Source organism: Arthrobacter sp. MDT2-16 (assembly GCF_054510925.1).
Window position 1 is genome coordinate 25,326 of record NZ_JBTNDP010000004.1, and the last position, 15,163, is coordinate 40,488.

A 15,163-nucleotide genomic window follows, 5' to 3' on the forward strand; every position below is an offset into this window, starting at 1 on the left:
GCCTTCCCAGACCCCCCGAACCACCCAGAGGGACGATCAAGAGGTGCTCCCATGACCGAGGGTCAGCATGACGAACCGGTGGATGGCCGCTCGCCGACCACCAACCCGTCACCCGTCGCCCAGGCGCTCCCGGTGATCCAGCGTCCCTTCGACCCGAGCGACGACGAGAAGAACCGGCTCGCCGCGGGCAGGGGGAGCGGTGGCCGGAAGCCGCCGAAGACCGGCGCGCCGTCCCGGCGTCCTGCAGCCGCGCCGAAGCCGCAACGGCAGAGCCGGCAGCGGCAGGCCGTCACGAAGCCGGCCGATGCGCTGCCCACCACACCGCAGAGCGTGCCGTCGTCGAGCCGTCCCAACGCGGCGGCACGCAGCGTGCTCCGCCGCCTGGTGCAGGGAGAGGCCCCGCCCACCCAGGCCATGAGCATCGTGGAGCGGCTTGCCGGCAGCCCGTACGCGAATCCCACGATCCACGTCGGGGGCCCCGACGCCAGCGCCCGCAAGGCCCTGGACTTCGCCCTCAACCTCGCCGAGACGATGTTCCGCTACGGCGCCGGGGCCCTCGAGGTCGAGACGAGCATCATCGCGGTCACGGCGGCCTTCGGGCTCGAGCACATCGAGGTGGACATCACCAACCAGTCGGTGGTGATCAACTACTCGGCCAGGGACCAGACGCCGACGACCGTCCTGCGGGTGGTGCGCTCCTGGACGAACAACTATGCCGGTCTCACCGCCATCCACCGGCTGGTGTCCGACATCGCCGACGGCGGCGTCTCCCGTACGGAGGCGACCCAGCGGCTGGACGAGATCATCCACCGGCCCAAGCCGTTCCCACGCTGGATGGTGACGGCGGCCTTCGGGATCTTCGCGGCGGCGATCGTCGCGTTCGTCGGCGGGACACCGCTGGGCTCACTCGTCGGGTTCGTCAGCTGCATCCTCGTGGACCTCGTCAGCCGCAAGCTCGGAGAATGGCGTGTCCCCGAGTTCTTCTCCGTCGCGACGTCGTCAGCGCTCGTCACCCTGATCGCGCTGCTGTTCTGGTGGCTGCAGGTCCCGATCGCCCCGGCCCTCGTGGTGGTGGGAGGCATCCTCCTGCTCCTGCCCACAGGTCGACTCGTCTCGGCGACCCAGGATGCCATCAACGGCTTCCCGGTCACCGCCGCGGGGAGGTTCCTCTCGGCGATCCTCGTCTTCGCGGCGCTGGTGGCCGGGATCGCCGTCGCGCTGGTGGCCGGTACGGCCCTCGGGATCCCCGAACTGGAGGTGCTGGAGTCCTCCGGCAGCCAGTATCCCTGGCCCGTGGTCGCCGTGCTCACCTTCGTCGCAGTGGCGATGATCTGCATCGCGGAGCAGACGGACGTGAAGCTCGTGATCCCGACGTCGCTCGTGGCGGTCGCCGGATACCTCCTGCTGATCAGCGCCACGGCGGCGGGCGTGGGCTACCGGCTCGCGCCGGCGCTCGCGGCCATCCTGATCGGTGCCCTCTCGCGCGTCGTCGCGCTCCGTTTCGGCGCTCCGCAGCTGGTCGTCGCCGTCCCTGCGGTCCTGTTCCTCTACCCGGGACTGACCGTCTTCCGGTCCATGTACATGCTCACCATCGACTCGGGGGTGGCGAGCGACGGCGCGTTCGGCCTCTTCAACGCGCTCACGATCGTGCTGGCGATCGCCGCGGGGGTGGTCCTCGGAGACAACCTGGCGCGGCCCTTCACCCGGAAGCTGAGCTCGAACGAGCGGCAGCGGAACCGACGGCGGTAGGCCCCTTCGCCGCCGGTGAGGCCGCCGGCGTCGATCGCGTCGGGTCCCCGCTTGCCGGCACCGACGTTGCTACCTGTCGTCATCCGGGTCCCGACTGTCTGCTGACGTCGCCGCCTAGGACCCCGTGCGGTTCGTCGAGGTGCGCGACCAGTCGATGGGGTCGGCGCCCTGCTGCATCAGGAGGTCGTTCACCCGCGTGAAGGGCCGCGAGCCGAAGAACCCCCGCGAGGCGGAGAGCGGACTCGGGTGGACGGATTCGACGGTGGGCGTGGAGCCGAGCAGGGGCTTCAGGCGCAGGGCGTCCTTGCCCCAGAGAATGGCCACGAGTGGCCCGCCCCGCGCCACGAGCGCCCGGATCGCGGCATCGGTCACGAGCTCCCAGCCGAGCCCCCGATGGGACGCCGTCTCTCCGGCGCGGACCGTCAGTACCCGGTTGAGCAGGAGCACTCCCTGCTCGGCCCAGCCCGACAGGTCTCCGGTCGCGGGCGGGGCTGTCCCCGTGTCCGAGGCCAACTCCCGGTAGATGTTCGCCAGGCTGCGGGGTATCGGTCGTGTCGCCGGATCGACGGCGAAGCTCAGACCGACTGCATGACCGACGGTCGGGTAGGGATCCTGTCCCACGATGACCACCCGGACGCGGTCCAGCGGTGTGGTGAAGGCCCTCAGGATGTGGCGCGCGTCGGGCAGTACCCGCCGTCCGTCGTCGAGATCGGCCGCGAGGGACGTGGCGAGCTGGTGGAGGACGGGCTCCACAGGTTCCAGCGCTGCCGCCCAGTCGGCGGGGACCAGATCGCCGATGGAAGCCGGTGCCGCGAACGGGAACACCGATTCGTTGGGTGACGGGATCGTTGTACCTGCCGCCTTACGGGCTGCGCGGACGCGTGGATCGCCTGCTGCACTGCTCGCGGGAGGGGTCTCGGGAAGATCGAAGAGGGTGCCGTCGTCGGAGGTCATGAGCCCATTCTTGCGCGCGACTCCTGTGGGCACCGCCGGAATGACATGCCTGTAATTCCCCTCTACGATTGGATGACAGATGTGCCAGTCGGAGGGAAGGCGGTAGCGCGATGGCCGAGCCACAGGGGCACTCGGACACTACTGCTTCCGCACAGGACGCGAAACTGGCCGTGGGTGACCGTGAACAGCGCATGCTCGCTCTCGAACGCGAGTGGTGGAAGTATTCCGGCGCCAAGGAGCAGGCGATCCGGGACCTGTTCAACATGTCAGCCACGCACTACTACCAGGTGCTCAACGCATTGATCGACACCGAGGCAGCCCTCGCGCACGACCCCATGCTCGTGAAGCGACTGAGGCGCCTGCGATCAACCCGTCAGAGGGCCCGATCCGCCCGCCGACTCGGTGCGGACATCTAGTCCAGCCCTCTTCACGAACGAAGGACCACCCTGACCCATGACTGATCACCCACGGGACGAGTTCGACAAGGTCCCGGAGTCTTCCGCGCGGCAGGGCGTCCATCGGCAGCGGCTCATCCCGGCAGGGTCGAACGGACTGGCGCTCAAGATCACGGTGGGAGTGCTCGCGCTCCTGATCGGGGTGGGTGCCTACTTCATCCTTCCCCGGCTGGGCTTCGTCGTCGGCGGTGACGGCTCCGCTGCCGCGTTGTCCGGTACGGCCTCCAGCACGGCCGAGGCCCAGGACGCGTCGGCCGAGCCGTCCACCTCGGCTGGGTCGACCTCGGACGCCGAGGACGAAGCGGGCGCGGAAGCCACGTCCACGCGCGACGCCGACGACGAGACGGACCGTGCGCAAACGGTCAATGTCCTCAACGCCACCGGCGCTCCCGGTCAGGCCTCCGTTGCGGCCGCACGTCTGGCCGCCGAAGGCTGGACATCGGCCCTGCCCGGCAACTGGACCGGCGCACCTCAGGGGGTGTCCGTGATCTTCTACAACGGGGAGGCGCAGCGGGCCGCAGCGGAGGCCGTGGCGGCAGACCTCGGCATCACGGACCTCGTGGACAGTCCCGAGATCTCCCCGGACATCTCGGTGGTGCTCGGGCCGGAATTCCGGTGACCGTCACGACGCCGTCCGAGGGATGGCTCCTCGACGCGAGGAACCGGTGCTGGAGGGCCTACCTGTCCATCGTGACCGGCCGTGGCCGCAACCTGGACCGGCGAGATCCCCACACCGTGCGCCCCTCGCTGTCCACCCTGGCAATGGCGTCTGAGGCTCCCGTACAGGTTGCACTCGCGGGGTGGGAGTGCTAATTATTGAGTTGGCACTCGCGCGCACAGACTGCTAAATCTGGGCGCGGCGAGTGAAGCAGACAAACCTCTGTGGTGGGGGCGATGCACCGGGCGTGAAAGAGATCGTCCGGGCAGCGCCCGGCCGTCGCGGGCACCGCACACAGGCAGAGCATTCACGTGCTTCAGATGTAACCGTCCCCGAAAGGACCTAAGCCGCTATGGCCAAGATCATTTCTTTTGATGAAGAAGCCCGCCGCGGCCTCGAGCGAGGCCTCAACATCCTCGCCGATGCCGTCAAGGTAACGCTCGGCCCCCGTGGCCGCAACGTCGTGCTCGAGAAGAAGTGGGGTGCCCCCACCATCACGAACGACGGTGTGTCCATCGCCAAGGAGATCGAGCTCGACGATCCGTTCGAGAAGATCGGCGCCGAACTCGTCAAGGAGGTCGCCAAGAAGACCGACGACGTCGCAGGCGACGGAACCACCACCGCCACCGTGCTCGCCCAGGCGCTCGTCAAGGAAGGCCTGCGCAACGTCGCGGCCGGAGCCGACCCCCTGAGCCTGAAGCGCGGCATCGAGAAGGCCGTCAAGGCCGTGACCGACGAGCTGCTCGCGTCGGCCAAGGAGATCGAGACCAAGGAGCAGATCGCTGCCACGGCCTCCATCTCCGCCGGCGACACGCAGATCGGTGATCTGATCGCCGAAGCCCTCGACAAGGTGGGCAAGGAAGGCGTCATCACCGTCGAGGAGTCGAACACCTTCGGCCTCGAGCTCGAACTCACCGAGGGCATGCGCTTCGACAAGGGCTACATCTCGGGCTACTTCGTCACCGACGCCGAGCGCCAGGAGACGGTGCTCGAGGATCCCTACATCCTGATCGTCAACTCGAAGATCAGCAACGTGAAGGATCTCGTCGCCGTCCTCGAGAAGGTCATGCAGTCCGGCAAGCCGCTGCTGATCATCGCCGAGGACATCGAAGGTGAAGCACTGGCGACCCTCGTGGTCAACAAGATCCGCGGTACCTTCAAGTCCGTCGCCGTGAAGGCTCCGGGCTTCGGTGACCGTCGTAAGGCGCAGCTCGCCGACATCGCCATCCTGACGGGTGGCCAGGTCATCGCCGAGGAGGTGGGCCTCAAGCTCGAGACCGCCACCATCGACCTGCTCGGTACCGCGCGCAAGGTCGTCGTGACCAAGGACGAGACCACCATCGTCGAAGGAGCCGGCGACGCCGACGCCATCGCCGGTCGTGTGGCCCAGATCCGCGCCGAGATCGAGAACTCCGACTCCGACTACGACCGCGAGAAGCTGCAGGAGCGCCTGGCCAAGCTGGCCGGTGGCGTTGCAGTCATCAAGGCCGGCGCAGCGACGGAGGTCGAACTCAAGGAGCGCAAGCACCGCATCGAGGACGCCGTCCGCAACGCGAAGGCCGCCGTCGAGGAAGGCATCGTCGCCGGTGGTGGCGTAGCCCTCATCCAGGCCGGCGCCAAGGCGTTCGCCAACCTGGAGCTCTCGGGCGACGAAGCGACGGGTGCGAACATCGTCCGCGTCGCCATCGACGCCCCGCTGAAGCAGATCGCGTTCAACGCGGGCCTCGAGCCCGGCGTCGTCGTCGACAAGGTCCGCGGCCTGCCCGCAGGCCACGGCCTCAACGCGGCCACCGGTGAGTACGAGGACCTCCTCGCCGCCGGCGTCAACGACCCCGTGAAGGTCACTCGTTCGGCCCTGCAGAACGCAGCGTCGATCGCGGGCCTGTTCCTCACCACCGAGGCCGTCGTGGCCGACAAGCCGGAGAAGGCAGCCCCTGCCGGCGGTGGCGACGACATGGGTGGCATGGGCGGTATGGGCGGCTTCTAGCCCGTACGGCGCTACCCGCCGACGCAGCTCGAGAAGGGCGGCACTCCCACGGGGGTGCCGCCCTTTCGGCATCTACGGCACGGACGGGAGCGGTCAGTGTCCCGTCAGGCACGTCCGTAACCGCGACCGCGACGGTGACAACGACCGCGACGGCTCCCATGGCCGGACGGCTCCCGGGACAGTGACTGCTTCCGCGGCCGTGACAGCGACCGCGACCGCAACCCCTCCGGGGATCGCGCCCGGGTCCGTGGAAGCGTCCGTGACCGCGAGGGCGACCGCGTGGGGCCGAGCCCCCGACATCCTGTCCGGGTCGTGCCCGGCGTGGCGGGAGACGACCCGCAAGTGTGCGGGAGTCCCTGGGCGCCGCGGTCCGCGGAGGACGGCGGCCGACGTTGGTCCGGCTGCTGTCCTCCGTCCTCGCACCAGCCGGGTCAGCCCATGAACATGCGGGCATTGCTCTGCTCAGCGTCGGCGTACTGCTGCGTGGCGATGGTGAGCGCCTCGTTGATGCCGACGAGGGACTCCTCGACCTGCTGCTGGGTGGCCCGCCACTGCAGGATCAGGTTCTGGAAATTGGTGGCGGCCTGGCCGGTCCAGAGGCCCTCGAGTTCACGGAGCCCGGCCTGCATGGAGTCGACCTCCGCCTGCAGCCTCACGATGGTCCCCTGCACCTGGCTGCTCCTAGCGGCCAGGCTGTCGGTGTCTACGTTGAAGAATGCCATTGCGTTGCTCCCGTGTCCTCGCGCTTCCTCTGACGAGAGCGACGCTAGGGCAGAGCGGAGGCCGGTCAGCGCTCGTCGTGCTGTTTGTGGACAACCGGCGACGTCGTGGGGGCGCGCGGGGGAGTGATGCCGTCCGAGTAGGCATGCGTCCGAGCGCCGCCGGCCGGCTCGGCGCTGCCGCCGTCGTCGTCGTCGTGTGCCTGATCGCCGCCGTCGGACTGATCATGGTCCTGATCGTCGGCGTCGTCGGCCTGATCCTCGGTGGGCATGTGCGGCAACCGGATCGACAGGGTGGCGCCCCCGCCCGGTGTCTCCTCCAGCCGGACCGAGCCGTCGTGTTGGGCCACGAGCGCGGCCACGATCGCCAGGCCGAGCCCGGTGCCGCCCGTCTCCCGGTGCCGGGAGCTGTCGGCGCGGTAGAACCGCTCGAAGACCTTGGCGGCGTCGTCCTCGGAGATGCCGGGGCCGTGATCCCGAACCTCCAGGACGGCGTCACTGTGACCGTGCAGGACGGGCGCGGTGCCGACGGCGATCTCGATGGGGGAGCCCTCGGGCGTGTAGCGCAGGGCATTGGTCAGCAGGTTGGCCACCACCTGGCGCAGGCGGGCCTCATCACCCCGTGTGGGCGCGGAGCGCGGGTTGCCGCCGTCGAGCCCGATGACGGTGATCTGCCGGCCGGGTGCGGTGGCCCGGGCGTCGAAGGCCGCATCGTGACCGAGCACCATGAGATCCACGGGCTTCACTTCGAGGGGGCGCTGTTCGTCGATCCTCGCGAGCGTCAGGAGGTCCTCGACCAGCTGCCCCATCCGGATGGCCTCGCTCTCGATCCTGCCCATGGCGGCGGCGACGTCCTCCTCCTTCTGCAGGGCGCCGTGGCGGTAGAGCTCGGAGTAGCCGCGGATGGTGACGAGCGGCGTCCTCAGCTCGTGCGAGGCGTCCGCGACGAAACGCCGCATCTTCGTCTCCGATGTGGTCCGGGCGGCGAATGCACGTTCGATGTGCGCGAGCATCGCGTTGAGGGACCTCGACAGCCGGCCGATCTCGGTGGAGGGACGTTCGACGGCGACGCGGCGTGACAGGTCACCGGCGGCGATGGCGGCGGCCGTACGCTCCACGCGGGCGAGGGGGGCGAACTGCCGCGTCACGGTCACGAACGCGATGAGCGAGGCCAGCGCCGTGGTGACAAGACCCGACGTGAAGATGATCTCACCGGCCTCCTGCAGCGACTCGTTGACCGTGTTCAGCCGGGAGGCGATCGCGAGGTAGCCCTCGGTGTTGGCGAACCGGAAGATCCGCACGCGCCAGCCCTCGCTGCCGGCGTCCGTGCTGGCCACGTCGAAGCCGTCGCTGTTCAGCTCGATGATTCGTTCCGCGGTGATGCCCGCGAGGTCGGGGATGTCCTCGGCGTCGTCGGACTGGTTGGCCACGAGCTTGGTGCCGTTCCGGTCCAGCACGGCTGCGTAGTACCGCAGGACGGCGCCGTCGGCCTGCGGCTCGGCAGAGTAGATCTCGGCCGCCACGGCCCGTGCGTTGCTCTGGAGATCGGCGTCCACCCGGTCGATCAGCCCGTCACGCAGGAGCGAGACGGTGGCGAGCCCCGTGATGCCCACCGTGACGATCATGAGGAGCATGATGATCGCGACGAGCTGCGAGCGGAGCGACGCCGCGTTCCAGCGCTTGATCAAGGGGTCGCGCTACCGCTTGTCGGCGGTGCGGAGCAGGTATCCCACGCCGCGCTTGGTCTGGATGAGGGCGACGGCGTCGGGATTCCTGTCGATCTTCCGGCGCAGGTAGGAGATGTAGGACTCCACGATCGAGGCATCGCCGTTGAAGTCGTACTCCCAGACGTGGTCCAGGATCTGGGCCTTCGACAGCACCCGGTTCGGGTTCATCATGAGGTATCGCAGGAGCTTGAACTCGGTGGGAGAGAGATCGATCGTCTCGCCGCCGCGCCGCACCTCGTGGGCGTCGTCGTCGAGCTCGAGATCGTCGACGCGGATTACGGCGTCGTCGTCCTCGAGGGGATGAGTGCGTCGCAGCACGGCCCGGATGCGGGCCACCACCTCGTCGAGGCTGAACGGCTTGGTGACGTAGTCGTCGCCGCCGACCGTCAGTCCGGTGACCTTGTCATCGGTGTCGTCCCGGGCGGTGAGGAACACGACCGGGAAGTGGCGGCCGGCCGCCCGTAGCCGACGCGTGACGGTGAAGCCGTCCATGTCCGGCAGCATGACGTCGAGCACCGCGAGGTCCGGATTGTGGGTCTCGGCCGCAGCGAGGGCGTCGCGCCCGTTGGCAGCAGCGACCACGTCGAAGCCGGCGAACCTCAGGGAGGTCGAGAGGAGTTCGCGGATGTTCGGTTCGTCATCGACGACCAGCAGTTTCGCTTCGGGGGCTGTTTTCTTCACCCCATCAGTATCCGCGTTTTGCCTGTGAACTGGCTGGAGCGTTGCTGTGCGCTTCCTTGTCAGTCTCTGGGTTCCTTGTCGCCGATCGATGAAGCGTCGAGGATCCGGTAGGCGTAGCCCTGCTCGGCCAGGAAGCGCTGGCGTTTCGCCGCGAAATCCTGGTCCAGCGTGTCCCGCGCGACGACGGTGTAGAACCGGGCGGCACGGCCGTCGGCCTTAGGGCGGAGCAGGCGGCCCAGGCGCTGGGCCTCCTCCTGCCGGGACCCGAAGGAGCCGGACACCTGGATCGCCACCGACGCCTCGGGCAGGTCGATGGAGAAGTTCGCGACCTTCGACACCACGAGCACATCGACCTCGCCCGCACGGAAGGCGTCGAAGAGCCGCTGCCGCTCCTTCACCGTCGTCTCGCCCTTGATCACCGGTGCGTCGAGCCGCGCCGCGAGGTCGTCGAGCTGGTCGATGTACTGGCCGATGACGAGCAGCTGCTCGCCCCTGTGGGCCTCGACGAGCTTCTCCACCACGTCCGACTTCGTGTCCGACGTCGAGCACAGGCGGTACTTATCGGCGTCCTCGGCCATGGCGTAGGCGACGCGCTCGTCCCGTGGCAGGTCCACCCGGACCTCGACGCAGTCGGCGGGTGCGATGTACCCCTGCGCCTCGATGTCCTTCCACGGGGCGTCGTACCGCTTGGGGCCGATCAGCGAGAACACCTCGCCCTCGCGGCCGTCCTCGCGCACGAGGGTCGCCGTGAGGCCGAGCCTGCGCCGTGCCTGGAGGTCGGCGGTCATCTTGAAGATGGGAGCCGGCAGCAGGTGGACCTCGTCGTACACGATCAGGCCCCAGTCGTTGGCGTCGAGCAGTTCCAGGTGCGGGTACAGGCCACCGCGCTTGGTCGTGAGCACCTGGTACGTCGCGATCGTCACGGGGCGTACCTGCTTCACCGCGCCGGAGTATTCACCGATCTCGTCCTCCGTGAGCGAGGTGCGCTTCAGCAGCTCGTCCTTCCACTGGCGGGCCGACACCGTGTTGGTGACGAGGATCAGCGTGGTGGTCTGGCTCGTGGCCATCGCCGCGGCCCCAACGAGCGTCTTCCCCGCCCCACAGGGCAGGACGACGACGCCCGAGCCGCCTGCCCAGAAGTTCTCCACGGCGAGCTGCTGGTAGGGCCGGAGCTCCCAGCCGTCCTCGTCGAGCAGGATGGGGTGTGGTGTCCCGTCCACATAGCCCGCGAGGTCCTCGGCCGGCCAGCCGAGCTTGAGCAGCAGCTGCTTGAGCTGGCCGCGCTGGGAGGAGTGCACGACGACGGTCTCGCCGTCGATCCTTGGCCCCAGCAGCGGCTGGATCTTCTTGGCGTGCAGGACCTCCTCGAGGACGGGGTAGTCGCTGGTCCGCAGCACGAGACCGTGCTGCGGGTCCTTCTCGAGACGGAGGCGGCCGTACCGCGACATGGTGTCCTCGATGTCGATCAGCAGGGCGTGCGGCACCGGGAAGCGTGAGTACTTCAGGAGGGTGTCGAGGACGCGCTCGGCGTCGAGCCCGGCCGCACGCGCGTTCCACAGGCCCAGCGGGGTGAGGCGGTAGCTGTGCACGTGCTCCGGTGCGCGTTCGAGCTCGGCGAAGGCTGCGATCGCGTGGCGCGCCTCGGTGGCCTGCTCGTGGTCCACCTCGAGCAGGATAGTCTTGTCACTCTGGACGATCAGCGGCCCGTCAGCCATCTGCTGGGCTCCCTTCGAGGATCTCCACGTCCATGACGCGGTGCACGGACACGACTTTCTCCACCTGCGTCTCGGGATCGACCACGCGCAGGCGACCTCCCGACACCGAGAGTGGAACAAGGACCTGGCGCACGTGATTCCCCTCGCTGTCGGCGGTGCCGAGGCGGATACGGCTGCGTGACCGGATCGCGGCCCGCAGCGTCTCGAGGCCGAGGAGTGTCTCGCTGTCCGATCCGACTGCGGGATCCGCCGGCCGCGGTGTCGCCGAGCGGAGGGCGGCGAGCTGTGCGGAGATCTCCTCCTCAGCCACCGACCAGGGGTTGAGGCGTGACCTCAGCTGGTCCGGCGGCACACGGGTCGGCGCTGAAGGCTCGACCTGCAGAGGGGAGAAGCCGACGGTGGCGACGGCGTCCGAGGCCGGCGAGAACCCGAGGTCCCGCAGCAGTGCGGTCAGCTCCGGTGCCGATGCCGGCGAGACGAGGACGGTCGGTGCGATCTGTACGACGCTGAGCACGGCTGCCCGCGGATCGGCCATCACCGCCGCGGTCACGGCGTCGTCCTTCGTGCGCAGGTAGCTCCCGGCCCGGCCGATGCGCAGGCTGCCGTACCGGGAGGCCGTGTCCTCGACGAGGTAGGCCAGGGCCTGGGGAACTTCGGTGGCCGAGTGGGTGCGCAGAAAGGAGAGGATCGACGGCGCGTCCTCGCCGGCGTCGAGCGCCGAACGGATGGAGTCGGCCGAGAAGCGGTAGGTGGTAGCAGGGCCCTGCCCCTCCGGCGTGGCCAGGCGCAGGAGTCCGCGCGCCACCTCCGGCTGGAGGTATCCGGGGGCGACGGCGGTGAGGTCGGCCTGCAGCACGACGTGCGAGACCGCCTCCGGCAGGGCCTCGCGGACGGCGAGTGCGGCGTCCTCGAAGCGACCTTCGGCGACCAGCCGCCCGGCGTCGGTGAGAGCTCCGCCGCCGGTCAGCCCGAGCGAGGCCGCTTCGGTCAGCATGCCGGGAAGGAGGCGGGCGAACCGTCGGTGCAGGCGTGGCTGATGCCAGGTGGCGAGGTCGACGACGGACTGTTCGGTGAGGACGGGCAGCGTCGTCGGGCTTCCGGCGGCGCGGCTGGTGGCGCTTCCAGCGGCGCTGGAAGAGTTGCCGACGACGGCGCTGTCGGCCGCTTTGGCATCGACTCGATCAGCGTGCGCTCCGGGGCGGTCCGGGCTTCCGGGAAGCTTTACCGCCTCGACGCTGCCGGCGGCTCGATCGGCGTTCGCGGCACCGTGGTCCGTGCCGCTGGAGAGCTCCACAGCGACAGCGAGGAGTCTCTGGCGCACCATCGGAGCATCGGGGCGGGAGGCCTCCGCGGCGAGAGCATTGATCGCTGTTCCGTCCGGCAGCCGGGAGCCGACGAGTGCGGGTGCCCGGTCGACGGCCAGCCAGCCCTCCACGAGAAGGAGCCACTGCTCATCACGATCCAGGGCCTCCCAGGAGTCCAGTCGTGACGTCTTCCACCGCGAGTCGTCGGGGTCGAGGGTCAGGAGCCCCACGGCGGCTGCTAGCTCCAGCAGCCAGGCCGTCCCGCCGTCGTCGCTCCGCAAGGCCTCGCGAACGCGCCGCAGCTCCCGCACGCCGACACCGCCGGATCGCAGGGTCACTACGGGCGTGGAGGAGACGGAATTGAGGAGGGCGGTCATCAGCCGGAGGGTCTCGGCGATGGCGCCGAAGGCCGCGTTGTCCCGCAGGCCGGCGCGGGTGGTCCGGTCCGTGGTCGCGGGTGGTGCCACCTCGAGAGACGGAAAGACGGCATGACCGCGAAGCGCCACCCCGACACTGCGCGGCAGTTCGACGTGCAGGGCGTCCAGGGGCGCGAGCAGGCACCTGTCCTGCAGCCAGCGGACGGCAGGCGTGGCACCCTCGCCTCCCGTGGCTGTCGAGCCGACCGGGGCATCACGCAGTCGGGAGAGCAGTGTCACGGCGGCTGCCGGCGCATCGGCCAGGACGCGATCCCATGCGGACGGATCGGAGGTGAGGGAGGTGAGGGCCAGCGCGGCGGACGCGGAGGTCATGGCGTCGTCGTCGCGGGCCTCGGGATCTACCAGCGGGACCGCCCGGATCAGGGCGGGCCCATAGCGTGGGATGGACCGGGCGAGCGTGCGGAAGGGGCGGCCCAGACCTGCCGGGTAGGGTCCCAGTGCGTCGGCCAGGGCTCCGACGGGCAGCAGGCCCTCGGAGGTGGAGCCGGCCACCAGTGCCCGTTGCAGCAGTTCAGCCACGATCTCTTCGAGCGCCTCGCCGTCGACATCGAGGAAGCCTGCCGTGAGTTGCACGAACGTGACGGGGCCGCCGCCGTCGTCGTCGCTCAGGACGACGATCGCCTCGAGGACCTGCTGGTGGGGGCGTGAGATGTTGTCGAGGGCGCGCTGCAGACTCGCGCGCGTGGAGGCGCGGGCTGCGAGCGCGGCGAAATCGGGCACCGGGGGAAGGATGAGATCGGGCCGGACGGCGAGGAGGCTGCGCAGGTCGTCGTCGCTCCTGAGTGCAAGGCGTTCGGCCAGTGCTCGGATGGCAGACATTCCTTCAAGGTTACCTGCCGCCTCTGACACGGCGCGGGTCGTGCGTGTGCAGGGTCCGGCCTGACAAATGGCCCAGGGGCTGGTCAGGAGTCCCGACGCGAGATGGCCGACCAGACGACCAGGGAGACCATGAGCAGGAAGGCGATCGGCAGGCAGAAGTAGGTGGCGAGGACGAAGCCGGGCCATACGGTGCCCTGGACGAAGGCTGTGGCCAGGATCGCAGCCAGTGAGAGCAGGCCGATGGCTGCGAGGGCTACAGCGAGGCCCAGAATGACTCGTCGGACTCCGGACGAGCGCTCCGTGCCGCCGTCGTCGGGGTGCTGCGGGGGCTTGTGGGGCATGGGCGCCGGAGCCGGCTCATCGGGGATCATAGCCGTTCCAGACTACAAGAACTCCCGCGCCGGTGGTCGTGGGAGAACCTATATCCTAGGAGATACAGACTTCCCCGACCGTTCCATGCGGCAGTGCGCCCGGGCGCCAGGCGCTCAGGAATCGGGGCCCGGACCGCAGGCGCATGCCATCCGGTACAGCTAAGAAGAGGTAGACGACGTGCCCATCGGCAAAGTGAAGTGGTTCGACGCGGACAAGGGCTTCGGGTTCCTGTCCACGGACGACGGCAAGGAAGTGTTCCTGCACGCCTCGGCGCTCCCCGCCGGCGTCAGCGAGGTGAAGGTCGGCACGAAGCTGGAATTCGGTGTCGCTGATGGTCGGCGCGGGCCGCAGGCGCTGTCGGCGCGCATCCTCGAACAGGCGCCCTCCGTGGTCAAAGCTACCCGCAAGAGTGCGGACGACATGGCCGTCATCACCGAGGACCTCATCAAGCTCCTCGATGCGGTGTCCAACGGCCTCCGCAAGGGCCGCTACCCGGAGAAGGCGCACGCTTCGAAGGTCGCAGCGGTCCTCCGAGCGGTTGCCGACGACCTCGACGCGTAGGCTTCCCTCATGACCTCGAGCAACCTGGAGACCACCGACGGCACCGCTCCGATCGATGCCTCGACGAAGCCCGCCGGGGCCGATGCGGTGCCCGGTGATGCCGAGACCGCACCCGCGGTGACGGTGCGGAAGCCCCGGGCATCACGCCGTATCCCCAAGTCCGACGTCGTTCTCGAAGCCGCCGTGGAGCGTGCCCGCCAGGGTGTGCTCGAGGTCGCCCCCGAGGCGCAGGTCGGTCGCCACGTGTCCGCCGTCGTGGAGGGCGAGCGCCTCGTCACCCACCGTTTTGAGGCTTTCCTGCCCGGCTACGGAGGGTGGCAGTGGTACGCCAGCGTGGCTCGCGTGTCGCGCAGCAAGGAAGTGACGGTGTGTGAGGTCGGTCTGCTGCCCTCGGCGGCATCACTCATCGCGCCCGAGTGGCTGCCCTGGTCCGAGCGGGTACGCCCGGAGGATTCCGAGCCGGATGGTCCCGTTGCCGATGCGTCCCTAGGTGACGACACGTCCCCGGCCGCCACGTCCCTGGCCGATGATGCAGCCGGGTCCGGTACCGACGCATCAGTGGTGATTGACGAGCAAGAGGGTGGGGCCGTCGTGGAGAGTGCGACCGAGGTCTCAGATCGCGGAGACGAGGTCGCGGTATCCGCTGATACCGCCGACGCCTCGGCCGGCGATGAACCGAGCGATGACGAGTCGGCTGATGACGAGCCAGCTGATGAAGAAGTAACCGACGGCAAGATGGCCTATGACGAGTTGGCTGGGGACGAGCCAGCCGAGGACGAGCTGGCCGACGGCGAGTTGGTTGAGGGCGATTTGACGGAGGACGAGCCAGCCGGCGACGAGCTGAGCGACGACGAGCCGACTGACGACGGCGTGGCCGACAGCTTGGCCAAGGAGGAGCCGACCGACGAGCCAGTCGATGAGGAGCCAACCAGCAGCCGTTCGGCCGACAGCCTCTCGACCGACAGCCTCTCGACCGACGATGCGGAACGGCCCGACGCCGGGTGATGGGCGTGTGGCACCGGAGC

The 15,163-nt window shown here is 69.1% G+C and carries 13 protein-coding genes; 6 read left to right on the plus strand and 7 right to left on the minus strand.

Annotated features, from left to right (window positions below):
• The first annotated feature begins 51 nt into the window (after positions 1–51).
• Positions 52–1,749, plus strand: a complete 1,698-nt coding sequence (locus ACX80N_RS08785; protein WP_459339065.1) for a threonine/serine exporter family protein — start codon at positions 52–54, stop codon at positions 1,747–1,749.
• Between the two features lie 114 nt (positions 1,750–1,863).
• Here the strand turns inward: ACX80N_RS08785 and ACX80N_RS08790 are convergent, their stop codons facing one another.
• Positions 1,864–2,703: a uracil-DNA glycosylase gene (locus tag ACX80N_RS08790; RefSeq protein WP_105031253.1), complete on the minus strand. Its 840-nt coding sequence runs from the start codon at positions 2,701–2,703 to the stop codon at positions 1,864–1,866.
• Positions 2,704–2,813: 110 nt separating this feature from the next.
• On the opposite strand from ACX80N_RS08790, the gene ACX80N_RS08795 reads away from it, so the two are divergent.
• The 3 genes from ACX80N_RS08795 to groL all read left to right on the plus strand — a co-directional run bounded on the left by ACX80N_RS08795 (position 2,814) and on the right by groL (position 5,803).
• The gene (locus ACX80N_RS08795; RefSeq protein ID WP_459339066.1) at positions 2,814–3,119 is read left to right on the plus strand and encodes a DUF3263 domain-containing protein; all 306 of its coding nucleotides are present in this window, start codon (positions 2,814–2,816) and stop codon (positions 3,117–3,119) included.
• Positions 3,120–3,156: 37 nt separating this feature from the next.
• Positions 3,157–3,777 carry a LytR C-terminal domain-containing protein gene (locus tag ACX80N_RS08800; protein ID WP_459339067.1) on the plus strand — a complete coding sequence of 207 codons (621 nt, stop codon included), beginning with the start codon at positions 3,157–3,159 and terminating at the stop codon, positions 3,775–3,777.
• Between the two features lie 391 nt (positions 3,778–4,168).
• Positions 4,169–5,803 (plus strand): chaperonin GroEL, encoded by a 1,635-nt coding sequence (gene groL, locus ACX80N_RS08805; protein ID WP_105031250.1) that lies wholly within the window; start codon positions 4,169–4,171, stop codon positions 5,801–5,803.
• A gap of 431 nt (positions 5,804–6,234) precedes the next feature.
• Here the strand turns inward: groL and ACX80N_RS08810 are convergent, their stop codons facing one another.
• From ACX80N_RS08810 to ACX80N_RS08835, 6 genes are all read right to left on the minus strand, one after another.
• Positions 6,235–6,525: a WXG100 family type VII secretion target gene (locus ACX80N_RS08810; RefSeq protein WP_105031249.1), complete on the minus strand. Its 291-nt coding sequence runs from the start codon at positions 6,523–6,525 to the stop codon at positions 6,235–6,237.
• A gap of 65 nt (positions 6,526–6,590) precedes the next feature.
• A complete protein-coding gene (locus tag ACX80N_RS08815; protein ID WP_459339068.1) occupies positions 6,591–8,210 on the minus strand; it encodes a sensor histidine kinase in 1,620 nt (539 codons plus the stop codon).
• A gap of 9 nt (positions 8,211–8,219) precedes the next feature.
• A complete protein-coding gene (locus ACX80N_RS08820; RefSeq protein ID WP_105031248.1) occupies positions 8,220–8,930 on the minus strand; it encodes a response regulator transcription factor in 711 nt (236 codons plus the stop codon).
• Positions 8,931–8,989: 59 nt separating this feature from the next.
• The gene (locus tag ACX80N_RS08825) at positions 8,990–10,645 is read right to left on the minus strand and encodes a DNA repair helicase XPB (RefSeq protein ID WP_459339069.1); all 1,656 of its coding nucleotides are present in this window, start codon (positions 10,643–10,645) and stop codon (positions 8,990–8,992) included.
• Entirely contained in the window at positions 10,638–13,205 is a 2,568-nt protein-coding gene (locus ACX80N_RS08830; RefSeq protein WP_459339070.1) for a helicase-associated domain-containing protein, read from the minus strand. The genes ACX80N_RS08825 and ACX80N_RS08830 overlap by 8 nt, the downstream gene beginning before the upstream one ends.
• Positions 13,206–13,288: 83 nt before the next feature.
• Positions 13,289–13,576, minus strand: a complete 288-nt coding sequence (locus tag ACX80N_RS08835) for a hypothetical protein (RefSeq protein WP_459339071.1) — start codon at positions 13,574–13,576, stop codon at positions 13,289–13,291.
• A gap of 178 nt (positions 13,577–13,754) precedes the next feature.
• Between ACX80N_RS08835 and ACX80N_RS08840 the strand changes: the two genes are divergently transcribed.
• The gene (locus ACX80N_RS08840; protein ID WP_105031244.1) at positions 13,755–14,138 is read left to right on the plus strand and encodes a cold-shock protein; all 384 of its coding nucleotides are present in this window, start codon (positions 13,755–13,757) and stop codon (positions 14,136–14,138) included.
• 9 nt (positions 14,139–14,147) lie between these two features.
• Positions 14,148–15,143 carry a DUF3027 domain-containing protein gene (locus tag ACX80N_RS08845; RefSeq protein ID WP_459339072.1) on the plus strand — a complete coding sequence of 332 codons (996 nt, stop codon included), beginning with the start codon at positions 14,148–14,150 and terminating at the stop codon, positions 15,141–15,143.
• The last annotated feature ends 20 nt before the right edge of the window (positions 15,144–15,163 follow it).